We start from the raw sequence: 19,343 nt of genomic DNA on the forward strand, positions 1-19,343 counted from the left end.
CATGTCAACACCAACAAAATTAATAGAATTATTGAGTGGCAAAGTGTGCAAAGTCCGCGGCCAGGCCGTGGTACTCGATTTTGATGCCGCAGCCTTATATGAAGTAAATATTGGCACATTACACCGAACGGTAAGCAAGAATTCAAAACGCTTCCCAGCGGACTTCATGTTTTGGCTAACGCTTGATGAATGGCAAGATATTGCTGAACAAATATCTCCTGGCTTGTCGGTTTCAAAACCGCTGCCGCCGCTGGCTTTCACGAACAGCGGGTTGTTCATGTTATCCAGTGTGCTAAAGGGGCCACGTGCTGCACAAGTGAGTGTGCTCATTATTGAGTCGCTATTTTCCTATAAAAAAATCATTTAACAAGTTGCCCAATTTGGCAACTTTATCTAAATTTGTATGGAACGAATTAGAAAAACAATTTTTCACAAACGATACTTTCTGGACTTTTATGAAGCGTTGAGTCCGACAGTTAGGAAAAAAATAAACTGGACACTCGATCTGATTGAAACCCATTACCTGGTCCCAGAGCAATATCTGAAACATCTCGAAGGAACCGATGGCTTATACGAGGTCCGCGTTCAGGCGGGCAGCAATATTTTCAGAATATTCTGTTTTTTTGACAAAGGGAAATTAATAATTCTAATGAATGGCTTTCAGAAAAAGACCGGAAAAACACCGCCTAAGGAAATTGAAAAAGCATTAAAAATCAAAAAAGATTATGAAAACAGTAAATAAGGATATCACCACATTTGATGAATTAAAAGATCGTGAGTACGGACCGTTGGGTAGTCCATCCCGTAATCAGTACGAGAGAGAATCGGAAGAGTTTATTCTTGGTGTGATGCTGAAAGAGGCCCGGCTTTCTAAAGGAATGACACAGGAGCAACTGGCGATAAAATGCGGGACAACCAAAGCCTACATTTCAAAAGTCGAAAACAATCTGAAAGATGTGCGCTTGTCTACACTTCAAAATATCGTTGAAAACGGTTTAAATGGCCATTTAAAATTATCAGTTCTGTTATAATCAAAATGAAAATATTCATCGTAAAAATTTACCATGAAGAAAGAAAAGAAATCCGATAACAATATTAAATGTGATGGGCATGTCACCGTAGTGAAGCATATGAAAAACTATGCAAACGATCCCACTTTTCTTAAACAGTTAGAGCGGGCCAAAGCCATGGTAAGCAAAATAGATTTTTCCAAATTACCCAAATAAAATCCGTCTATCCGATTTTAATAAACAAAAGTTCACATAATGTGAACTTTTGTTATTTTTGCTTCATTTGAAAATTGAGCGAATGGTTGAATTAAAATATAAGGTCATTAAGGACACAGAGCAGTATAACGCATACTGCATGATATTGGACGATCTTTTAGATTCAGAAATCGATGCCATGATCCAGGATGAGATCGACCTGCTTACATTGTTGATCGAAACCTATGATGATGCGCATAATTCATTTAAAGAACTTGACCCTATCGCTTTGTTGCGGTCTTTCATGACTGAACATCATTTAAAGGCACAACAACTGGTTGACTTGCTACATGTAAGCAAAGGATATGTTTCTGATATTTTGAATTATAAAAAAGGATTGTCCAAAGAAGTGATCCGAAAATTGGCTGACCACTTTAAAGTGAGGCAAGAAGCCTTTAACAGGCCATATGATCTGGTCACAGCAAGCTCTATAAATGCTTAGTAGAAGGTGTCGCAAATTGCGGCACCTTTTTTATTGCTGTTCGTTTTAGTTTATTTTAATCCTTTTCCACCTAAAAATAACGCCACCCTTTCAAAAGTTGTCATTTTATGATTTTTAAGCTTCCGAATTTTGAAGTCCTTAAAAAATCAAGTTATGGAAAAAGCAACTGAACAAAGATCGAGAATGGGGATGGTTCCGACGCGGAACCAGATATTGACCCTCGGTGACCTGGAGGATTTCAAGAATGATATGCTCCAGGAGGTTAAACGTATCATTAAAGAATGCGCCAGCGGGGTGCCCGGCAAAAAATGGCTTAAATCTGCCGAAGTCAAAAAGCTGCTGGGTATATCACACGGGTTCCTGCAATCCCTGCGGGATAGCGGCGTATTACCCTTTACTAAAATAGGCGGCTCGATCTATTATGATTATGAAGATATCACCTTCATGATGTCAACCAACAAAAGCGCCTGATGTTTTACCGGCCGGGCCTGCCCGCCAGTGTCCGGCCATATCTTATTCCTATGTTATTTCAAACACCCAAACGTAAAGCTAAAAGGGTGCCTGCAGAGCGCAGGAAATCCGAACCCGTTTTGCAAAAAGGGTTTGGCACCGACATGCCGCCGCAAAAGATCCTGGTTGATATCTATTTTGATCAAAAAGGGCTTGCCGCCGAGGCAGACGTGTTTTATACCCATTACGAGAAAGCGAATTGGAGCAGTCCTAAAGGAACACCTTACCGTAACTGGAAGTTGTTAGCCGGTGAATGGATCTTCAATTACGAGCAGGAACAGAAACTCAAAAAACGGCAGCGGGAAAACGCGCTGCTATCATCCTAGTAAACTATAAAAATATCAAACTATCATGGCAAAGATCATCACCATAGCCCACCAAAAAGGTGGCGTAGGTAAAAGCACCCTAGCGATCAACCTGGCTTTATGTTTCCAGGATCAATTATCAGTAGCCCTTGTAGATACCGACTTACAGGGAAGTTTATACCACATCCGCGAGGATTTTCCCGATCTGGCTATTATCGGGGTCGATAGCTTACAGGATGTTCAGCAATTAGCTTATGACCTGATCATCATAGATACGCCGCCTTATCTCTCCAATCGCTTACCCGAATTATTCATTTACTCTGATTTTATTTTGGTGCCGACCAAGGCAGGTTTCTTCGACGTGATGGCCATTCGTTCAACGCTGGCACTGATCAAAGAAGCACAGCAAAAGGCACCGCAGCTTAAAGCCGGCATCGTACTCAATATGATCAAGCCGCGATCAGGCATCACCCGGGATGTGGCCGAACTGCTGCAAAGCATGGATACACCCTTGCTGAAAACAAGGGTGCATGACCGGGTAAGCATTGCACGTTCGCCGATGACGGCAGGCATTTTAAATGGTAACGACAGGCGGGCAAAAGAAGAAATCATGGCACTGACGGAAGAAGTCGTTGAGCACATCAGCACTGAAATAGTAATATAGTAAACTAGCTTTTTATTTAGCTAAGCAGCTAGCAAGATCGCAAACTATGATCGTAGCATTTTAGTAAGCTAAGGTCATAGCAAGCTATCAAACTAGCTATCGTTGATAGGAAACTATCAAGCTAGCAAACTGGCAGTAATTGCTAACAAACTATCATGATAGCAAATGGAAAATTATAAAAATAAGCTCGGCAATCTGGCCTACAAACTCAAACAGGAAAGGCCCGCTACCCCTATCCAGGAGGTGATCCCGGTTAAGACTGCACCCCTTTCAAAAGAGCCCGAAGTGCAGTTCAATAACCGAATACCCAAAGGCCTTTTAAAACGGCTTAAAACATTTGGATTGGAGTATGATGAATCTCTTAAAGACATCAATATACAGGCGCTTGAACTTTATCTCAGCCATCAGGCGAAGCCGGAGGACACAACAAAAAAGGCAGATTAAAATCACTGATAGCAGGATTAGACCGCCCGCTTCGCGGCAGTCAGTATTCTAAGACTTTAACAACAAAAAAATAAAATATAAAAAAATGATCGAAAATAGCTTCAAAAACCAGAATGCTAGGGCAAAACAAAGGCCTACGCCGAATTTTAACGCAGCGTTACAAGCGCATTTTAAGCTGTTTAGCTATGCTGCATATTTAGCAATGTCAACATACGGGCTTTTGCGTGTTGCGACCGCAAATGCCCTGGAAAGGATCTTATTACGGATGATGTTTAATGTTGCCATCTTGCTTTTCCCGCCCTGAACACGTTTAACGAAGTATGCGTTCAATTCCGCATCAGTTCTCGAAGCGCTTAAGGCTGCTAGATGAAGCATTTTTTTGATCTGCTTATTAGCGAGTGAACTAACTTTCGTTTTTCCCAGGTAGGTAACTCCAGATTGATTTTCAAACGGAGCCACACCTGCATAACAGGCAAATTTGCGCCACGTAGCAAACCGCGTAAAGTTATGAGTGTAAACGATAAGATAAATGGCAACTGTTTTACCAATGCCCTTAATACCGGTGATCAGGTCAAACGTTTGCTTCAGTTCCGGATCAAGTTCAATGATCAGCTTCATCGATGCATCAACCCGCTGAATTTGTTCTTTTAAAGTATTAATCACATGGCCATATACATCTGACAGGTCTATTGAATGCGTTTTACACAGAAACCGGGCCTGTTCATACTGGGTAGCTTCCATGCCAGCCCTTTGACGAACCAGGCGGTCACGTAAAGCTAATAGCGGCTGTAGTTGCATCATCTCCCGTGAGGGCATCTTTGTAAGAGCCAGTTTCTCACGGTACAGGTAAGCATATTCAGCAATACGTTTCGCATCAACCTTGTCATTTTTGCCTCTAACCAGCCCTAAGGACCGTTTGATCTGTAAGGCATTGATCATGGAGAAGGGGACCTGTCTATCTTCAAGATAGATGGCCAACGGCAGTGAATAAAGCCCGGTGTGTTCAAAGCTTATATGAACATCTTTTAGTTCAGCACCGGGTGTTAAAAGCACTATCCATTTACAGAGGGCGTCGAATCCCCTGCTGAGATTGGGGAATTGTTTGTGATGATTAGTACCATGAATGAAAGCATCAAAAGTTGACTTCGAGACATCGATACCGACGAAGATTTTGTACTGCATAAATAAGTTGTTTAAGGTTAATAAAAATGTTGCCCGACTAAAACTATTATAAGGCCCGTGCCTAAAATTCTAACTGGTCACTAGCAACGTGTACGCAAGAACAGGGACTCATACTGACTAAAGGTCTTACCTGGCAAGATGTAAAGTTCACCCTGCTCCGCATACAAAGCTTATTCAATCGACAACCAAAAACAACGCACTAATAGAGTTTAATACAATACTCAAAAACGGACTTAAAGGATGGCTTTGAGGTGCCGATTAATTACCGTCGAAGGTAATAGCAAGATGTACGTTTGTATTACAAACGAATCTTGCCCCGCCCTCCGCAGTCGGCGCGGTCCAGGCAAAAAGCCTCCTAAGTCGGCTTTTTTAAAGAAGTTATGGGAACAGATGCAGAAAAATTAACGCGTGTCCTGCTGACCAGATTCAAGCAGGCCGAATACGACCAACTCAACAAGAGATTCAAAAACACACGCTTCCGAAAGCTAAGTGAATATGTCCGGAGTATCTTATTGAATAAGCCGGTAACGGTCAATTACCGGGACAAAGCTATGGATGATGTGCTGGAGGAAATGATCCTGCTGCGGCAGGAATTGAATGCTATCGGCAATAACCTGAACCAGGCGATGCGGAGTATTAACAGCGCTCACGGTAATGCTGATACGCGGCTTTGGATGAATCTACTGGGAGTCATTAATACCAAACTCGAACCATCCATCTCAAAGATCAAGGAACGGATGGACCAATACGCGGATATATGGTCGCAAAAATTAAGAGCGGTAAAAGCCTGATCGGCGCGCTAAACTACAATGAGAACAAAGTGAAACAGGGCAAAGCAACATTGATCGCAGCGGTCAAATATTTTAAAGATAAGGAAGACCTGTCCTTTGATGACAAGCTTTTGCGGCTGACCGATCTCGCCGCAATGAATCAGCGCGCCAAAACCAATACGGTTCATATCTCTCTGAATTTTCCAAGCGGGGAAAAGCTTGTTGACGAAAAGTTAACCGAAATAGCCAAAGATTATTTGGCGGGTGTTGGCTTTGCCACGCAACCGTATCTGGTGTATCGTCACGAAGATGCCGGGCACCCGCATATTCACATCGTCACTACCAATATCAAACGGGATGGTGAACGGATCAGTTTGCACCACCTTGGCCAAAATGAATCGGAGAAGACACGCAAAGCGATTGAAATCAAGTACGGCCTGGTTAAGGCTGATGAGCAGGCCAAACAAAAACCAAATCTGAAAGGCGACGTTTCGGCCGCTGATTATGGAAAAGCTGAAACCAAACGGGCCATCACTAACATCCTGGGTTTTGTCATAAGGGCTTACAAATTCACCAGCGTTCCCGAACTCAATGCCGTCCTCGGTCTATATAATATTCAGGCAGACCGGGGTTCCAAAGACTCCCTCATGTATGCCCGCGAGGGTCTGGTTTATTGGATACTGGATAAGGAAGGCAACAAAACCGGTGTACCGATCAAGGCCAGTACGATTTATGGCAAACCAACGCTCAAAACGCTGGAGGAAAAGTTTAAGCTGAACGCACAATTACGCAAGCCATTTAAAGATGAACTCATCAAAATATTGAATGGCATATTGACGAAGCCGCTAACCAAAAGGGACTTTCAAAAAGCCCTAAGCGAAAAAGGAATTCACTGCATCCTCCGGCAAAATGAGGAAGGTCGCATTTATGGCGTGACCTTTATCGATCAGAAAAACAAAACGGTTTTTAATGGGAGTGACCTGGGTAAAGCTTACAGCGCTAATCAACTCAGCCCGCAATTTCTATCCGAGCCTGTTAAAGTTAAAGTCAAGTTTCAACATCAAAATGAAGTACAGCCGGCTCAAGAATTCAGTCAGTCCTCAGCAGGCAATGAAATTTTACAGGTGTTGTTTGCCGCAGAGCGTGACGACCTGGCGGCGCTTAACAAATTCAAAAAGAAAAAACGTAAAGGACAAAATCTATAGATTATGCAAACCGGAGAAAACGAACAGGCCCTGCGTAAGATCATCGATTTTACCAGGTTATTAAGCATCGCCATATTGGCAATACATTTCTATTTATGCTGTTATGCGCTTTTTCAACAGCTTCATTTAACGCATAAAATCGTTGACCATGTGATACTCCCGCTTTCCAAAATGGGTATATTCAGAACGTTGCTAATCGCTAAATTGAGTGCCCTGACATTGCTGATCGTGTCGCTCATCGGATCGAAAGGCAAACGCGATGAAAAGATCAGGATTAAAACGATTGTTACTTACTGTATAACTGGTTTGATGATCTATTTTTTCAGCAACTATGTGTTAGAGGTTCCATGGCTGTATATCGCCGCAACCTCATTTGGTTACCTGCTCTTTATGACTGGCGGCGGATTATTGTTCCGGATGCTGAAACTTAAGCTAGGCGCCGATATCTTTAACAAGGAAAACGAATCCTTTCCGCAGGAGCAGCGTTTGCTTGAAAATGAGTACTCCATCAATCTGCCTGCTCAATACATTTTCAGGAGCAAAACCTACAATAGCTGGATCAATATCATCAACCCCTTCAGGGCCACCCTGGTCGGGGGCAGCCCCGGTGCCGGTAAATCTTATTTTGTAATCCGGCACATCATTACGCAGCATATCAAAAAGGGTTTCAGTATGCTGATCTATGACTTTAAATATGATGACCTGTCCCGCATCGCCTATAATGCGCTATTGAAACATGGCGGGCGGAAATATTTCGTCATTAATTTTGAAAAGATCATGCACCGCTGCAATCCCCTGGAGCCGGAAACCATGGCTGATATCACCGATGCAATAGAATCCAGCCGGACAGTCATGCTCGGGTTGAACCGCGAATGGATCAAGAAGCAGGGCGACTTCTTTGTCGAATCGCCGATCAACTTCGTCACGGGCCTGATGTGGTTCCTTAAAAAGTATCAGGGTGGCAAATATTGCACGTTGCCCCACGTCATCGAACTCTCGCTGGTGGACTACAAAGATTTATTCGCTGTGCTCACGACTGAGCCGGAGATCGAAGTGCTGATCAATCCATTTATCTCAGCCTGGAAAAATGAAGCCTACGAACAACTCGAAGGTCAAATTGCCAGTGCAAAAATCAGTCTGGCTAGATTGTCCTCACCACAACTCTATTATGTATTAAGCGGCAATGATTTTTCATTAGACATCAATAACCCGGATGATCCCAAGATCGTTTGTCTGGCTAATAATCCGCAAAAATCACAGGTTTACGGTGCCGTACTTTCACTGTATGTTAACCGCATCAATAAACTGGTCAACCGCAAGCAACAGCAGAAGTGCAGCCTGATCTTTGATGAGTTCCCGACCATTTATTTCAATGGCATCGACAATCTCATCGCTACGGCACGCTCCAATAAAGTGGCGGTAACGCTTGCGGTACAGGATTACAGTCAGCTCAAAAAAGACTACGGCCGGGAACAGGCGGAAGTCATTATGAATATTGTGGGCAACATCATTTGCGGGCAGGTCACCGGCGATACAGCTAAACAGCTTTCGGAGCGCTTTGGAAAGATCAACCAGCAGAAGGAAAGCGTGTCGATCAATTCCTCCGACACCTCGATCAGCCGTTCTACCCAATTAGACTATGCGATACCGGCCTCTAAAATAGCCGGTCTATCCTCTGGTGAGTTTGTTGGCATGGTCGCTGACGACCCTACGAATAAGATCGAATTAAAAACCTTTCATTGTCAGATACAGAACGACCATGATGCGATTGCACAGGAAGAAGCCAGCTATCAGGAAATACCGGCTGCACGAGATATCAGCTCAAACGAAGTGCTGATGAATTACCAGCGTATCAAGGAAGACATTCGAAACTTAGTGGATACGATCACAAACCGGTAGACTTATCCACACCCATTGCAGCACCTTATAACGTTCACTATTTTCGCCCGACCATTATGAAAGTTATTATAGCCGAGAAACCATCCGTAGGACGTGAGATCGCCAAGGTATTTGGTGCAACTACCAAGCATGAGGGCTATTTGGAAGGCAAGGGTTATACCTTCACCTGGGCTTTCGGACATTTACTGCAATTAGCAGCGCCGCAGGAATATGGCTATTATGGCTGGAGTGTGCAGAACCTGCCGATGCTGCCGTCAAAATTTAAATTGTCCCTGCGCAAAAAGGATGGCAAGGAGGATCTGGGGGCTAAAAAGCAGCTGGACATTATTAAAAAGTTATTTGATGAGGCGACCGAGATCATCGTTGCAACGGATGCGGGACGGGAGGGCGAACTGATATTTCGCTATATTTATTACTTTTTAAAGTGTAAAAAGCCTTTTAAACGGCTATGGATCTCATCTCAAACCGATGAGGCAATCAAAGAGGGCTTCCGGAACTTGAAGCCAGGCAGTGATTACGATACTTTGTTTAATTCGGCGCATTGCCGCTCGCAGTCGGACTGGCTGGTTGGCATGAACGCGACGCAGGCGCTGAGTCTGGCCTCGGGTAATAAAGGCGTTTTGTCATTAGGCCGGGTGCAAACCCCAACGCTTGCCATGATCTGTGCGCGCTATTTGGAAAACAAGAATTTCGTGCCGCAATTGTATTACCAGGTCGCCATACAGCCGGACAAAGACGGGCAAGCTTTCCGGGCGATCTCGGAGAAAAGTTATAAGTCCAAAGAAGAAGCGCAAGCGATATTGGATGCGGTGGAAGCAACCGGCAATATTTCAGCAGTGGAGGCCAAGCCACGTAAGGAACCACCGCCCTTACTGCATGACCTGAGTAGTTTGCAGCAGGAAGCCAATAAACGTAAAGGCTTTACCGCCGATCAGACGCTGGGCTTATTACAGAATCTGTACGAAAGTAAATTGGTGACCTATCCGCGTACCGGCAGCCGCTATATCGGGGATGATGTTTTTGCGGAAGTACCAAATCTCATCGCCAAATTAACCGAGCATCCGACATTTGGTAAACAGGCCACTGTGTTAACCAGCGCCAAACTCAACAAGCGCAGTGTGAACGCCAAAAAGGTGACGGATCACCACGCCGTATTGACCACGGGCGTTGCGCCATATCAACTCACACCCGATCAGCAGGCCATTTACGACATGGTCGCCGGACGCATGCTCGAAGCTTTCCACCAGGATTGTATCAAGGAGATCACGAAAATTACGGTCCAATCCGGTTCCAGGTTCATGGCCAGCGGCACGGTGATCAAAACACCCGGTTGGCGTGCGGTCTTCAACGACAAGGACGAAGAAAAGCAGGATGAAGAAAACGCAACTTTACCGAAAGTTGTGCAGGGCGAAAACCTGCCTATCCTGAACAAAGCAGTACTCGAAAAGCAAACCAAGCCCAAAGCCCTATATAACGAAGCCAGCTTGTTAAAAGCGCTGGAAACCGCCGGCAAAGAAATTGAAGACGAAGAATTGCGGGAAGCCATGAAAGAAAGCGGCCTGGGAACGCCAGCCACACGTGCGGCGATCATCGAAACGCTATTAACCCGAAAATATATCGTGCGCGAGAAAAAGAATTTGGTACCTACCGAGACCGGCCTCTCTGTTTATGAGATCGTCAAAAACCAGCGCATCGCGCAGGCGGAACTGACCGGCAACTGGGAAAAACGGCTGGAAGAGATTCGAACGGGTGCTTCAGTCAATGAGTTCCAGGAAGAGATTAAAATATACACCCGGAGTATTACCCAGGAATTATTGGAGTCGGGCAAAGCCATGAAAGCTTAAGCCTGCTCAACTCAATGGACGTTTGTTAAAATTAATCGCAATTTGTAAGATCCACAGTTAGCACGTCACCATTTTTCCACTTTATCCATCCCTCAACTTGTTTGAAACCCTCGTCTTCACCTGAACAGTTTTGTACTGATCTGATCTTTATCTCGTCGCCTTTTACTTGTGTTACGGTATAAAGCATCTCTTGATTAGTTCCCGCAGCCGGTAACATATTGCAAGGTTTAAGGCGTATTTCCTGGAGTTTCAGGTAGTCGTCCCAACTGCTAAAAGTAAATTTCACGTCTGCCTTTTTTACTTTTCGTTTTTCCTTGTTCACGTAAATAATAAAGTAATCTTTATCGGTATTGGTAGCTTCCGCATCAAAGTCAAATTGTGCCTGGTCAGCTATCGGTATTACCGCCCTGGCAATTGTTTTTATAGGCATATCCAGCATGTAATAAGTTTGATCATCATTATAAACAAGGAAGCCGAATTTAGAGCCATCTTCGTCATAAATATCCAGGCGGTTATTAATGCTGAGGTGGAATGATATCACTCCAACACCGCGCATTTTATTTTCCGTGTAACTGCTAAAAACGCCTTCTTGAGAGTAAAGAAGCGTGTCAGTTGACTGACAATCGCCGATAGTTGGGGCGCTTTTTGACGCTGCCTCAGGTTCGGCTTCAGCGAGGATAGCTTGCGTGCTGTCTGCGCCTGTGTCCTGTTTTTTTGCGGAGTTGCCACAACCAGTCGCGAAAGCAATGCTTAGCATAGCCAACAACAAAATCTTTAAATGCGTGTTACCGGTTATATTCATTTTTCTTAAGGTAATATCTACTTGAACGTTTGCAGCAATGAAACACCTTCTTATCTGGAGGCTAACGATCCTGGCGCTGATATTGTTTTCAGATAATGCCTGATAAATGTTAAGCACTTACTGATTATGCACGAAACCATTTCTGTAGATGAAGCAATCAAAAAAGGCATTTATACAGTAAATCTGCCGGCGCTATTGATCTTAATGATCGGACTGATCGCTTCTTTTTCCATGGCATTTATACTATTCCGACCGTATGGAATGATATTCGGAATGGTTGTTAGTTATGCACTGGCGACGGCTTATCGCGCAATTATGGCCGCAAAATGGCGCATCTGGGCGTTCGATAAGGTGCGTAACGTGCACGAATTGCGCGAGCGTGCATTGTCAGAGAAGCTAATGTATCTTAAGAACAGGCCTGGTTTTGGCATTATCAATTACAATTCAAAAAGGCAGGAGGAACAATGGGAGCAACTTCAGGCAAAGTTTCAACATCCGGATATATTTATTGACGACCAGTCGGTGCCTGCAGAAACGGTGATCCGGTATTCCGTGGTAAAATACTTGATCTGGACCATCATGTACCTATTAATGACAATCTTTGGATTCTACCTATGCACCCTCGGTCAAGTAATATCTTACATCATTGGGATCCTGCTTATTTTGATAGGTGCCGTGAATAGCTATATGAGGATCACAAAGATGTTTAATCGTGAGCCACAGATCATCCTGAATAATGATGGTATGAGCACTACCGGCACATCTTTTTACAAATGGAACGATATTGCGAACGAAAAAACGATCAGGGAAGGGACTGGAAAATACGCGATGTACTATCTCTGTTATGATCATCAAAAGAGAAGTACTAAATTTCACTTGAATGATTTAGAGGTGAGTTTTATGCAATTGCAAAAATTATTACGGGTGTATCGCGGACGGAATTTCGGTGTTTAAATTAAATATTTGATGATAATGCAGAAAAGAACATTAAAAATTTGCCTGGCTATCACGCTGCTAATTTTACTTCACAGCTGTGATCAACCAAAGAAAATGGTTATTGAGCCAATAAGCGAAGAATTCAACAAGGAATACCTCACCGGCAAAGGCTTAGATACAAATTTTTTTAATAACACTGACGTGATGCAATATTATCAGGTGTCCAATTATGGTGGTTTGACGGCTGATCAGATCCTTGGCAACTTAAATGAGTTTTCCATAGCGAGCTATCCGCCAAGCAAACTAGCTGATATTCAAACGCTAACTTTATTATTTTATGAAAAGAAGCTGTTTGTTGATTACCGTGATCATTTGTATGAATCAGCAAGAGATAATGACACCAGGCGGTTATATGATTACGGTGATGAGTTATTAGCGAGTATAACCTTTGAACGGCTAAAAGATGATCCCCGAAAAATGTCGTTACAAAAGATCGTTTACGATAAAGATAAACTTAAGAAGGAGGTGGTTGATACGGTCTCAGTACCATAGTCGCCAAAGACAAATTAGTAATAAGCTAACGTGTTATACTTTGCTTAACCCATTCCAAAATCTCTTGTTTTTCAGCTTGTTTTAGTACGCCTAAGGCCGTTAATGGCAGTATCCCCGAGTCTAATGTAATATAAAGCTGCCAGCCCGCCCAAAACGTTTTTTTGAGCGCAATATCCCGAATGCTTTTGTATGGCACAAAAGTAAGCGGACCGGCGTCCATTGCCAATTTACTCGCACCACTGCCTTTAGGTATTTCCCGGTAATAAAGCCCTTCATTATCGAGCCTGGCGCGTTCCACGCCATCTGCGTATTTGATGAAGAAGTAGCCTCCCAGCAAAAAGCCTAATTTAAACGCAAGCATTAATAACGATCCCAAAAATTCAACTACACCTTCAAAACTGAGCAGGACCCATTGAACATTATTCCAAAATGAATTTTTAATATCAACCCCCATAAAGGTAAAAGCAAGCCCGACGATGATCAGAATGACGCCAATGGTTAAGGAGCGCCAGGGTGGCAAATAATAGCTCTTTGATGTTTCCCCGTTTTTCATTTGAACAGAAAATGCTTTAAGGTTTATTTTTATGAAACAGCAAAGCAACTACCCGGCCCTTTTCCCGGTACTTTGCACGGATGGTATTAGGCGCTTCTGTTCCTTCGTCGATGCCAGTTAATATGAGTTCCCACTTATTAGATCCCGAACTTGAGCTCAACACAAAGTTCCCGTTAGCTTCGAGTGTACCACCATCAGGGGTGAATACCTTTGTTTTTTGCCAGTTGCTAACCAACCTGATCTTGCTGGCACCTATATATCCATCCGCGTAATCTAAATGAAATACGCCATTTTTGATTCTTGCGGTATATTTAACGGTTTCATACGCTTTGGCCTGCTGAGCCATTGCCGTGCTTGAAGAATAACAAAGGCTGCAAAAAAGGATAATTTGAAATAAGATAAGTTTCATTATTTATTAAGATGGAATCAATCACTTTTTGTGTTTTTGTACCAATCAAAACCGGATAAGGTCATCCAGTCTTTACCCGACGGGCCGGACTCTTTGAGCACCGTTAGCGTCGCCCCAAAACTTTTACGGTTTTCCTTTTGTGAATAGAGATAACTGATACCGTTAGGCTGATTATCCCAAACCTGAACAATTTGCTTTTCATCCGGCTTGGGGGGGACAGCATTGCCGTTCTCGTCAATAGTCAATGATCCGTCCGGCCATTTTTTCTTAAAGCTTGGTTTTCCCAGCTCATTAAGTTCTTGATGAAGCGCATTCGCCTGATCCCGGGTATACAATATCACCTCAAAAAAGGCCAGTTTATTCGTTTTTTCATCGTAGTGGAGTAATACATAATTTTTGTTATTTCCATCAGCCCCGGATAATCGTGCGCTCCCGTATTTCAGTGCTTTTGAATCGCAACTTTTTACACGCTCATATCCCATCAAAGTTTTGTCGGTGTCTGTCACCGCTTCCAGTTTTATTTGCTGTTCCTTTACAATAGCTGGAATATTTTCTTTTAATTCCAGTTTAGCCAGGTCAAATGGCCCGCTATAAGAAAGCGGTGCAGCTTTGATCTTTGAAGAATCGGCATCAGCCTGGGATTTAGGCTTGGCATTACAGGATAACAACAGCGGTATCAAGAAGAGAACTGGTACTATATATTTCATATCCTAATTTCGATTTGATTGGTAAATTGATCTATCAACTTCCGGAACCACCTTTTGTTTGGTTTGACAATTTGAGGATCAGTTACCCGACATGCTTTTTGTGTAACCTGTTTTTGTTGGCGGTTTTAACATTTTGATAATTTCCGCATTAGTGGGTTCCTGATTACGCAGCATGCCCAGGTCATTCCAGGTCAGTTTTATACTATATGACGTCTCGCGATTTTTGCCTGTTTCTAAATAACTTTCACGCCACTTCACCGGAGCACGTTCATTATGGTCGTACAATATAGATCTGTTAGTGGTTTGCCTGCTCTCGATATTCAGATAGGTATCAACTCGTAATGATCTGTCTCTTAAATAATGTATCTTTTTAGTGAATCGGATCTCTTCGGCCGATCTGGCGACAATCGAATCGAGTTTTTGTGATCTGTTGTAAAAGTATCGGCAGGTCCAAGTATCGATCATATCCGCTTGGCTGCGTTGTGACTTGATGATAGCCTGCTTGATCTGTTTCGCTACAACCGGTCTATAATTGACCAATGGTAAAGTTGCAGAGATCGGGTAGTCTCCTAAACCGTCTGAAAGCAAATTTAATAAAGCCATGATGGAATGTTTTGCGGCCGTTTCTTCTCTAAAACGAGCATAAGAATCGACAAACAGCTCATAACGATCCTGCTCATTGATGATGACAGTAGTTGTTTTGTCCTGAAAATCTACGCGAATACTGTCTGTAGTGGACCCATCGGACAATACGGGACGACTGTACAACCATAAGCCGCTGCCGGCTGCACCCAGCCGGTAAGCGGTTCCCTCCGAAACCACGCCGCCAGCTATGGTGTACACGGTAAGGCGATCGTCACCCTGGTTCCTGACATATAGATACCGGCTCGTATCACGGCCTGTGGACCCCAGTTGAATTTTGGTTATGACAATTCCGTAGGAACTATCATTCGTTTGGCAAAAGCTAATGGAGGTAAAACAAACAAGGCAAGCCAGGAGGCAGAATTTTAACAGCATATAATATCACAACCTCCTAAACAGATTATAGTTTGATTAAGCGCTAAGGTCGCTCTATCTGAAGATCAGCGCCGAGAGAGATATCTGCTGGACGGCGGACAATCATTGTAAGGCGGCCATTGATCAGAATGATCTTCCCGGTAGCGGTCAGGCTGGTGTCCAAGGGTGATTCTACCTGCCGGTTTAGGTCTCTGCGAGCCTGCATTGCAGTCAGGATCTTTTTCCTGGCTGTACCAGTTAAGCTGATGACTAACGATTTCGCCGGGTGCTTGGAATCCAACTTGAAGGTTATTGTCCGGCCATTGTCTATAGTATGATAGCGCAGACAGTTCACCTTGATGATCTTGTCTGTATATTTTGAGACTTCCTCCAAAGGAACTGTTGTTTGTATTAGACCTGTGATTAATATATAAAGCAGAAAGATCATTTTTGTCATGCAATGCCGTTTATTTTGATGCTATAAGGACTTATGAATAACAATATATTCATAACTATTTTCAGTTATTCTCTTCGCCAATCTTCAACAGGAAATCACAACTTTCCAGCAAACGACCTAAATTAACCGCCATTGCGTTTTCTTTGCCACCGTTGTCCACCCATTGTCCATTGGAATTGGTAATCACAATAGTTTGGCTGTCCAGTAAACAAGTGTAATATACCTGACTGTCCGTTTTATCGACATTGCCCCAAATTTTCAGGCTACGCGGTTCTTCAGTAATGAAATCTGTCCAGCTAATTGAATATAAAGGTCCTTCATCCATAGGGTTTAGTTTTTCAACCGACACAATTCGTCGATCATTTCTTTGATGGATTGATCAGTATAGCCATATAAACCCTGGCCTATCCTTTTCAGTTCTGGCCGCGGAAGCACTAGCTTTCCATCTTCTTCAATGCTTACGCCATCCTGAAAATCCAGGTGATGCGAGGAAAAAGAAAGCAAGTATTGGTCTTTCCCCCTGTTGAGTTTTATCCGGAATAACGACGGAGATTCTGATTGCTCAGGCAGCATTTCAAAAGAAAAGCCGTGCTGGTGAAGCGTTTCATTGCCTACCCGGTTAAATGCTGTCCAATAGTTGCGGTGTACTTCGTTCATTATGCCAATAACATAAATCTATTTCTATTGTTCATTAGGTAAGATATCCATAGCCGATAAAAAAGCACTCAAAGCAGCGTGAAAGCCTGGAAACTAATGATATATAGCTATCCGATTCTTCTCTTAAGCCTAACCTTCACGACAACGGTAAGGTAAGAACATCTCACTATTTGACGATGAGAATCAACCTGCATTAAAAATAAAAAGAGGTTACTTCTTTATCATTTTTATCTACCCATAATGTGTACTTCCTTTCACTTAAATAAACGAGATAAATGTTTAAACCATATTGTATGCTATCAGGATCTTTTACAATTTTGATAGCTTGATTATTCTTTAAGTTATCAATGATGATCGGAGCCTTAAATTCCTCATCATTAATTGTAATTGTCCCATTATATACGTTTTCAGGGATCTTATAATCTTTAGGATTCGCTTCTTGTTTTTTTATAAATAGTTGAGCTTGCTCGATTTTGTTATTTGACACCCAAAATCTAATGCCTTGCTCATCAACAATGTACAAAACGATTTCCTTTTCCAGCTTAATCATCCGATAACCGCTGTTGATTCCTTTTAGGAATTCGTCTACTGAAAGCTGTTTCCAGTTTATTTGCAAATTGTTGAATATTGTATTCGAGTTGGTAATTTTAAGTTCATTCATATCCGTTACTGTTTGCCAGGGATTATTTCAAACTAAACGCCATGCAAACTAAGTTTTCCCCAATAATCCCCGGAGTATTTCATTCATCATAATTTACAACATAAACAGGTTTGTATTGTTCATTAACCAGCATGATACACACCAGTGAACAAGCCTTGGAAGCAGCCCGGGAAATCCTTAAGCGATATGAGATCAAACATACCGGTATTGGCACACCTGAACCCAAGGCCGGCTATCAACATCAAACCGGCGCTCCGGTAATGGATGTCTGGGTAGTCAATTATACCTATATGGTTTTTCAGGAAGAAGATGCGTTTATTTATTTGAATGACCAGGACGAGCTTAAGCTCATCTATATTATGACCGGGCATGGGTATTTAACTACCAATGACCTGTTATCAGCTAAAAAAGATAAGACCCGCAGAAGGCGAAAATAACTCAACAAGTAATCGCAACATTATGAATAAAGTTATCAAATCGCAGTTTCACGATATCGTGCTGGAGTTAACCGGGTGGGATGAGCCGAATAACGGGCGACTGTTACGAACCTGTGATCTGAAAATAAATGGGAAACTCGAAAACGACAAATATTTTGAAAACTGGAACCGGCTTGATCAGCGATTGGATAAGCTCAGATTTGATTCTCCTGATAAAAGATATGTTTACATTCCCGCCGAGTCAGGTGGTTTTTTAATTGACACGAACACATTGAACAAAATTCAGCTGCCTTATAAATCCTTGTCGACCTTAACATTTATAGAGAATTATTTCGATAATGACGTATTGGTGCTGGTATATAGTGATGAGATCATCAAATTCAATTTAACCGATTAGTTTTATCACTCGCTAATTCAGTGTTTCGGATCTGCGTTTCTTCGCTGCCGCTACGGCCTCCTGAATGGCTTCAAAACAGCGCATTTTTTCATTTTCAGATAGTAGCAAAACAATCTTATGTGTTTCCGACCCCGTGCGTATACTGATCACCCGGTTCACCAGGAATTGTTGCTCCATATCCATATCGGTCACGTCACTGTAACTGATGTTGCCGTAATTTTCGGAAAGCATAATTCCGCCACGTACGCCGCCAGGCAGATAACGCAGGCCTGAGCGGTTGATCTCTAACTGTACTTTTTTATAAAGGCCCTTGAACATCCAATAGGCGAAGAATGGAACTGCAAGCGCCCCAGCGGACGCGCCCAATATGAACTTCGCCGTTTGACTCCAGTGCTGCCAAAAGTCCGGAGGGCGCTCATCGTATAAATTAACGATCGTCCATAGGAGTATGTAAAACGCTCCGGCGAACAACAGCCCAAAAAAGCAATAGCGCCAAAAAGCGATGTAAACGACGGTCGTACCGTCTGGTCTTTTTTCGATTAGGTCATACATATGGAATGCCAAGCTTATCCTTACTTATTAAACGGTATACCCAAATCTGATAAGATATATGGAGCCATAAATCCCGCGACAAAACCACCGATAATGCAAAACCCACAAAGTGCGAACAAGGGAATAGCACCTATCATGTAATATGTTGGTCGGCTTTCCCGCACTTGTATAAAATACTGGCTGTAGTCTACCGGTGTATCGGGGAATAATTTTAAGAACAGTCGCTCAAAAATAGATACACCCGATCCCTCTACGATTTGAATTCTGTACTTTCCGGGTTCAGCATAGAACCGGTTGGTTTCCACCCGTGCGGTATCGAGACTGTTAAGATAAGGGCGGAAAATAGATGGTCCCATGGAAACTAACTCACCGGATGGTTCGTGAAAAAGCTTTAAAATGAATTTATCAACCGCTGTACGCTGAAATAACCGGCCCCTGTGCCAAACAGCATAGACGCCTGCATTATTAATTTCAAAATGGATCTCTTTATCGGTAAATGGCTTTTCCGCGATCACCTCTCCGTTAAATACGTTCTTTAGCATACGGATGGCTTTGACAAGTATAAATATGCCTACCGGTACCAAACAAAAGAAAAGTATTCGGAATATAGTTAAGCTCATAAGATGTGCTATGATAGCAACGGCATTCACTGTCCAAAGTTTTGTTTAGGGGCAACAATAAGTGATCATACCAAACT

At 42.9% G+C, this 19,343-nt stretch carries 29 protein-coding genes; 17 read left to right on the forward strand and 12 right to left on the reverse strand.

The genetic code is table 11. The annotated features are described in order from the left end of the window. Window position 1: 1 nt before the first annotated feature. From ACVW2L_RS04190 to ACVW2L_RS04230, 9 genes are all read left to right on the forward strand, one after another. Window positions 2-367 (forward strand): ORF6N domain-containing protein, encoded by a 366-nt coding sequence (locus tag ACVW2L_RS04190; RefSeq protein WP_457126699.1) that lies wholly within the window; start codon window positions 2-4, stop codon window positions 365-367. A 36-nt stretch (window positions 368-403) separates the two neighbouring features. Next, on the forward strand, window positions 404-742 hold the full coding sequence (locus tag ACVW2L_RS04195; RefSeq protein ID WP_457126700.1) for a type II toxin-antitoxin system RelE/ParE family toxin: 339 nt from the start codon (window positions 404-406) through the stop codon (window positions 740-742). Then, window positions 726-1,031 carry a helix-turn-helix domain-containing protein gene (locus ACVW2L_RS04200; RefSeq protein WP_457126701.1) on the forward strand — a complete coding sequence of 102 codons (306 nt, stop codon included), beginning with the start codon at window positions 726-728 and terminating at the stop codon, window positions 1,029-1,031. Before ACVW2L_RS04195 ends, ACVW2L_RS04200 begins: the two co-directional genes overlap by 17 nt. A gap of 33 nt (window positions 1,032-1,064) precedes the next feature. Further along, a complete protein-coding gene (locus tag ACVW2L_RS04205; protein WP_457126702.1) occupies window positions 1,065-1,226 on the forward strand; it encodes a hypothetical protein in 162 nt (53 codons plus the stop codon). 82 nt (window positions 1,227-1,308) lie between these two features. Next, window positions 1,309-1,707: a helix-turn-helix domain-containing protein gene (locus ACVW2L_RS04210; RefSeq protein WP_457126703.1), complete on the forward strand. Its 399-nt coding sequence runs from the start codon at window positions 1,309-1,311 to the stop codon at window positions 1,705-1,707. A 153-nt stretch (window positions 1,708-1,860) separates the two neighbouring features. Further along, on the forward strand, window positions 1,861-2,178 hold the full coding sequence (locus ACVW2L_RS04215; RefSeq protein WP_439697469.1) for a helix-turn-helix domain-containing protein: 318 nt from the start codon (window positions 1,861-1,863) through the stop codon (window positions 2,176-2,178). A 50-nt stretch (window positions 2,179-2,228) separates the two neighbouring features. After that, window positions 2,229-2,543, forward strand: coding sequence for a hypothetical protein (locus ACVW2L_RS04220; RefSeq protein ID WP_457126704.1), 315 nt, complete (start codon window positions 2,229-2,231; stop codon window positions 2,541-2,543). Between the two features lie 25 nt (window positions 2,544-2,568). Next, window positions 2,569-3,186, forward strand: a complete 618-nt coding sequence (locus tag ACVW2L_RS04225) for an AAA family ATPase (RefSeq protein WP_457126705.1) — start codon at window positions 2,569-2,571, stop codon at window positions 3,184-3,186. A gap of 165 nt (window positions 3,187-3,351) precedes the next feature. After that, window positions 3,352-3,630 (forward strand): hypothetical protein, encoded by a 279-nt coding sequence (locus ACVW2L_RS04230; protein WP_457126706.1) that lies wholly within the window; start codon window positions 3,352-3,354, stop codon window positions 3,628-3,630. Between the two features lie 183 nt (window positions 3,631-3,813). On the opposite strand, the gene ACVW2L_RS04235 is transcribed toward ACVW2L_RS04230, so the two are convergent. Then, window positions 3,814-4,812 (reverse strand): IS110 family RNA-guided transposase, encoded by a 999-nt coding sequence (locus ACVW2L_RS04235; protein ID WP_457126707.1) that lies wholly within the window; start codon window positions 4,810-4,812, stop codon window positions 3,814-3,816. Between the two features lie 380 nt (window positions 4,813-5,192). On the opposite strand from ACVW2L_RS04235, the gene ACVW2L_RS04240 reads away from it, so the two are divergent. Genes ACVW2L_RS04240 through topB form a run of 4 tightly spaced genes read left to right on the forward strand, consistent with a single transcriptional unit; the run spans window position 5,193 to window position 10,530 of the window. Beyond that, window positions 5,193-5,603 carry a plasmid mobilization protein gene (locus tag ACVW2L_RS04240; protein WP_457126708.1) on the forward strand — a complete coding sequence of 137 codons (411 nt, stop codon included), beginning with the start codon at window positions 5,193-5,195 and terminating at the stop codon, window positions 5,601-5,603. Beyond that, window positions 5,570-6,787, forward strand: coding sequence for a relaxase/mobilization nuclease domain-containing protein (locus tag ACVW2L_RS04245; protein ID WP_457126709.1), 1,218 nt, complete (start codon window positions 5,570-5,572; stop codon window positions 6,785-6,787). The genes ACVW2L_RS04240 and ACVW2L_RS04245 overlap by 34 nt, the downstream gene beginning before the upstream one ends. 3 nt (window positions 6,788-6,790) lie before the next feature. Continuing rightward, on the forward strand, window positions 6,791-8,686 hold the full coding sequence (gene mobC / locus ACVW2L_RS04250) for a conjugal transfer protein MobC (protein WP_457126710.1): 1,896 nt from the start codon (window positions 6,791-6,793) through the stop codon (window positions 8,684-8,686). A gap of 56 nt (window positions 8,687-8,742) precedes the next feature. Continuing rightward, complete coding sequence (gene topB, locus ACVW2L_RS04255) at window positions 8,743-10,530, forward strand: DNA topoisomerase III (RefSeq protein WP_457126711.1); 1,788 nt, start codon at window positions 8,743-8,745, stop codon at window positions 10,528-10,530. Window positions 10,531-10,561: 31 nt separating this feature from the next. Here topB and ACVW2L_RS04260 read toward each other — a convergent pair whose 3' ends face one another. Continuing rightward, window positions 10,562-11,332 carry a hypothetical protein gene (locus ACVW2L_RS04260; protein ID WP_457126712.1) on the reverse strand — a complete coding sequence of 257 codons (771 nt, stop codon included), beginning with the start codon at window positions 11,330-11,332 and terminating at the stop codon, window positions 10,562-10,564. A gap of 126 nt (window positions 11,333-11,458) precedes the next feature. Between ACVW2L_RS04260 and ACVW2L_RS04265 the strand changes: the two genes are divergently transcribed. Then, on the forward strand, window positions 11,459-12,286 hold the full coding sequence (locus tag ACVW2L_RS04265; protein ID WP_457126713.1) for a hypothetical protein: 828 nt from the start codon (window positions 11,459-11,461) through the stop codon (window positions 12,284-12,286). An 18-nt stretch (window positions 12,287-12,304) separates the two neighbouring features. Further along, complete coding sequence (locus ACVW2L_RS04270) at window positions 12,305-12,820, forward strand: hypothetical protein (RefSeq protein WP_457126714.1); 516 nt, start codon at window positions 12,305-12,307, stop codon at window positions 12,818-12,820. 25 nt (window positions 12,821-12,845) lie between these two features. On the opposite strand, the gene ACVW2L_RS04275 is transcribed toward ACVW2L_RS04270, so the two are convergent. The 8 genes from ACVW2L_RS04275 to ACVW2L_RS04310 form a co-directional block, all read right to left on the reverse strand. Continuing rightward, the gene (locus tag ACVW2L_RS04275) at window positions 12,846-13,373 is read right to left on the reverse strand and encodes a hypothetical protein (protein ID WP_457126715.1); all 528 of its coding nucleotides are present in this window, start codon (window positions 13,371-13,373) and stop codon (window positions 12,846-12,848) included. Window positions 13,374-13,389: 16 nt separating this feature from the next. After that, window positions 13,390-13,782 (reverse strand): hypothetical protein, encoded by a 393-nt coding sequence (locus tag ACVW2L_RS04280; protein WP_457126716.1) that lies wholly within the window; start codon window positions 13,780-13,782, stop codon window positions 13,390-13,392. A gap of 17 nt (window positions 13,783-13,799) precedes the next feature. Beyond that, window positions 13,800-14,489: a hypothetical protein gene (locus tag ACVW2L_RS04285; protein WP_457126717.1), complete on the reverse strand. Its 690-nt coding sequence runs from the start codon at window positions 14,487-14,489 to the stop codon at window positions 13,800-13,802. A gap of 78 nt (window positions 14,490-14,567) precedes the next feature. Next, window positions 14,568-15,506: a hypothetical protein gene (locus ACVW2L_RS04290; protein WP_457126718.1), complete on the reverse strand. Its 939-nt coding sequence runs from the start codon at window positions 15,504-15,506 to the stop codon at window positions 14,568-14,570. 43 nt (window positions 15,507-15,549) lie between these two features. Then, the gene (locus tag ACVW2L_RS04295) at window positions 15,550-15,942 is read right to left on the reverse strand and encodes a hypothetical protein (RefSeq protein ID WP_457126719.1); all 393 of its coding nucleotides are present in this window, start codon (window positions 15,940-15,942) and stop codon (window positions 15,550-15,552) included. Window positions 15,943-16,003: 61 nt separating this feature from the next. Further along, window positions 16,004-16,267, reverse strand: a complete 264-nt coding sequence (locus ACVW2L_RS04300; RefSeq protein WP_457126720.1) for a hypothetical protein — start codon at window positions 16,265-16,267, stop codon at window positions 16,004-16,006. Between the two features lie 5 nt (window positions 16,268-16,272). Further along, complete coding sequence (locus ACVW2L_RS04305) at window positions 16,273-16,599, reverse strand: hypothetical protein (RefSeq protein WP_457126721.1); 327 nt, start codon at window positions 16,597-16,599, stop codon at window positions 16,273-16,275. A gap of 193 nt (window positions 16,600-16,792) precedes the next feature. Continuing rightward, a complete protein-coding gene (locus ACVW2L_RS04310) occupies window positions 16,793-17,260 on the reverse strand; it encodes a hypothetical protein (protein ID WP_457126722.1) in 468 nt (155 codons plus the stop codon). A 131-nt stretch (window positions 17,261-17,391) separates the two neighbouring features. Between ACVW2L_RS04310 and ACVW2L_RS04315 the strand changes: the two genes are divergently transcribed. Together ACVW2L_RS04315 and ACVW2L_RS04320 are read left to right on the forward strand one after the other, a co-directional pair. Continuing rightward, window positions 17,392-17,697 (forward strand): hypothetical protein, encoded by a 306-nt coding sequence (locus ACVW2L_RS04315; protein ID WP_457126723.1) that lies wholly within the window; start codon window positions 17,392-17,394, stop codon window positions 17,695-17,697. A gap of 22 nt (window positions 17,698-17,719) precedes the next feature. After that, window positions 17,720-18,094, forward strand: coding sequence for a hypothetical protein (locus tag ACVW2L_RS04320; protein ID WP_457126724.1), 375 nt, complete (start codon window positions 17,720-17,722; stop codon window positions 18,092-18,094). 12 nt (window positions 18,095-18,106) lie between these two features. On the opposite strand, the gene ACVW2L_RS04325 is transcribed toward ACVW2L_RS04320, so the two are convergent. Together ACVW2L_RS04325 and ACVW2L_RS04330 are read right to left on the reverse strand one after the other, a co-directional pair. Next, window positions 18,107-18,565, reverse strand: a complete 459-nt coding sequence (locus ACVW2L_RS04325; RefSeq protein ID WP_457126725.1) for a hypothetical protein — start codon at window positions 18,563-18,565, stop codon at window positions 18,107-18,109. Window positions 18,566-18,666: 101 nt separating this feature from the next. Then, on the reverse strand, window positions 18,667-19,266 hold the full coding sequence (locus tag ACVW2L_RS04330) for a hypothetical protein (protein ID WP_457126726.1): 600 nt from the start codon (window positions 19,264-19,266) through the stop codon (window positions 18,667-18,669). Window positions 19,267-19,343: the final 77 nt, after the last annotated feature.

The sequence above is a fragment of the Mucilaginibacter sp. HD30 genome (genome assembly GCF_054061755.1).

What these genes read in the sequence shown, in the direction of transcription:
- ACVW2L_RS04305 (WP_457126721.1), bottom strand. Translation starts at nt 16,599, where the DNA reads ATGAACGAAGTACACCGCAACTATTGGACAGCATTTAACCGGGTAGGC.
- ACVW2L_RS04285 (WP_457126717.1), bottom strand. Translation starts at nt 14,489, where the DNA reads ATGAAATATATAGTACCAGTTCTCTTCTTGATACCGCTGTTGTTATCC.
- ACVW2L_RS04230 (WP_457126706.1), top strand. Translation starts at nt 3,352, where the DNA reads ATGGAAAATTATAAAAATAAGCTCGGCAATCTGGCCTACAAACTCAAA.
- ACVW2L_RS04195 (WP_457126700.1), top strand. Translation starts at nt 404, where the DNA reads ATGGAACGAATTAGAAAAACAATTTTTCACAAACGATACTTTCTGGAC.
- ACVW2L_RS04275 (WP_457126715.1), bottom strand. Translation starts at nt 13,373, where the DNA reads ATGAAAAACGGGGAAACATCAAAGAGCTATTATTTGCCACCCTGGCGC.
- ACVW2L_RS04290 (WP_457126718.1), bottom strand. Translation starts at nt 15,506, where the DNA reads ATGCTGTTAAAATTCTGCCTCCTGGCTTGCCTTGTTTGTTTTACCTCC.
- ACVW2L_RS04235 (WP_457126707.1), bottom strand. Translation starts at nt 4,812, where the DNA reads ATGCAGTACAAAATCTTCGTCGGTATCGATGTCTCGAAGTCAACTTTT.
- ACVW2L_RS04215 (WP_439697469.1), top strand. Translation starts at nt 1,861, where the DNA reads ATGGAAAAAGCAACTGAACAAAGATCGAGAATGGGGATGGTTCCGACG.
- topB (WP_457126711.1), top strand. Translation starts at nt 8,743, where the DNA reads ATGAAAGTTATTATAGCCGAGAAACCATCCGTAGGACGTGAGATCGCC.
- ACVW2L_RS04210 (WP_457126703.1), top strand. Translation starts at nt 1,309, where the DNA reads ATGGTTGAATTAAAATATAAGGTCATTAAGGACACAGAGCAGTATAAC.
- ACVW2L_RS04190 (WP_457126699.1), top strand. Translation starts at nt 2, where the DNA reads ATGTCAACACCAACAAAATTAATAGAATTATTGAGTGGCAAAGTGTGC.
- ACVW2L_RS04205 (WP_457126702.1), top strand. Translation starts at nt 1,065, where the DNA reads ATGAAGAAAGAAAAGAAATCCGATAACAATATTAAATGTGATGGGCAT.
- ACVW2L_RS04200 (WP_457126701.1), top strand. Translation starts at nt 726, where the DNA reads ATGAAAACAGTAAATAAGGATATCACCACATTTGATGAATTAAAAGAT.
- ACVW2L_RS04315 (WP_457126723.1), top strand. Translation starts at nt 17,392, where the DNA reads ATGATACACACCAGTGAACAAGCCTTGGAAGCAGCCCGGGAAATCCTT.
- ACVW2L_RS04280 (WP_457126716.1), bottom strand. Translation starts at nt 13,782, where the DNA reads ATGAAACTTATCTTATTTCAAATTATCCTTTTTTGCAGCCTTTGTTAT.
- ACVW2L_RS04295 (WP_457126719.1), bottom strand. Translation starts at nt 15,942, where the DNA reads ATGACAAAAATGATCTTTCTGCTTTATATATTAATCACAGGTCTAATA.
- mobC (WP_457126710.1), top strand. Translation starts at nt 6,791, where the DNA reads ATGCAAACCGGAGAAAACGAACAGGCCCTGCGTAAGATCATCGATTTT.
- ACVW2L_RS04330 (WP_457126726.1), bottom strand. Translation starts at nt 19,266, where the DNA reads ATGAGCTTAACTATATTCCGAATACTTTTCTTTTGTTTGGTACCGGTA.
- ACVW2L_RS04240 (WP_457126708.1), top strand. Translation starts at nt 5,193, where the DNA reads ATGGGAACAGATGCAGAAAAATTAACGCGTGTCCTGCTGACCAGATTC.
- ACVW2L_RS04245 (WP_457126709.1), top strand. Translation starts at nt 5,570, where the DNA reads ATGGTCGCAAAAATTAAGAGCGGTAAAAGCCTGATCGGCGCGCTAAAC.
- ACVW2L_RS04310 (WP_457126722.1), bottom strand. Translation starts at nt 17,260, where the DNA reads ATGAATGAACTTAAAATTACCAACTCGAATACAATATTCAACAATTTG.
- ACVW2L_RS04220 (WP_457126704.1), top strand. Translation starts at nt 2,229, where the DNA reads ATGTTATTTCAAACACCCAAACGTAAAGCTAAAAGGGTGCCTGCAGAG.
- ACVW2L_RS04320 (WP_457126724.1), top strand. Translation starts at nt 17,720, where the DNA reads ATGAATAAAGTTATCAAATCGCAGTTTCACGATATCGTGCTGGAGTTA.
- ACVW2L_RS04265 (WP_457126713.1), top strand. Translation starts at nt 11,459, where the DNA reads ATGCACGAAACCATTTCTGTAGATGAAGCAATCAAAAAAGGCATTTAT.
- ACVW2L_RS04225 (WP_457126705.1), top strand. Translation starts at nt 2,569, where the DNA reads ATGGCAAAGATCATCACCATAGCCCACCAAAAAGGTGGCGTAGGTAAA.
- ACVW2L_RS04270 (WP_457126714.1), top strand. Translation starts at nt 12,305, where the DNA reads ATGCAGAAAAGAACATTAAAAATTTGCCTGGCTATCACGCTGCTAATT.
- ACVW2L_RS04300 (WP_457126720.1), bottom strand. Translation starts at nt 16,267, where the DNA reads ATGGATGAAGGACCTTTATATTCAATTAGCTGGACAGATTTCATTACT.
- ACVW2L_RS04260 (WP_457126712.1), bottom strand. Translation starts at nt 11,332, where the DNA reads ATGAATATAACCGGTAACACGCATTTAAAGATTTTGTTGTTGGCTATG.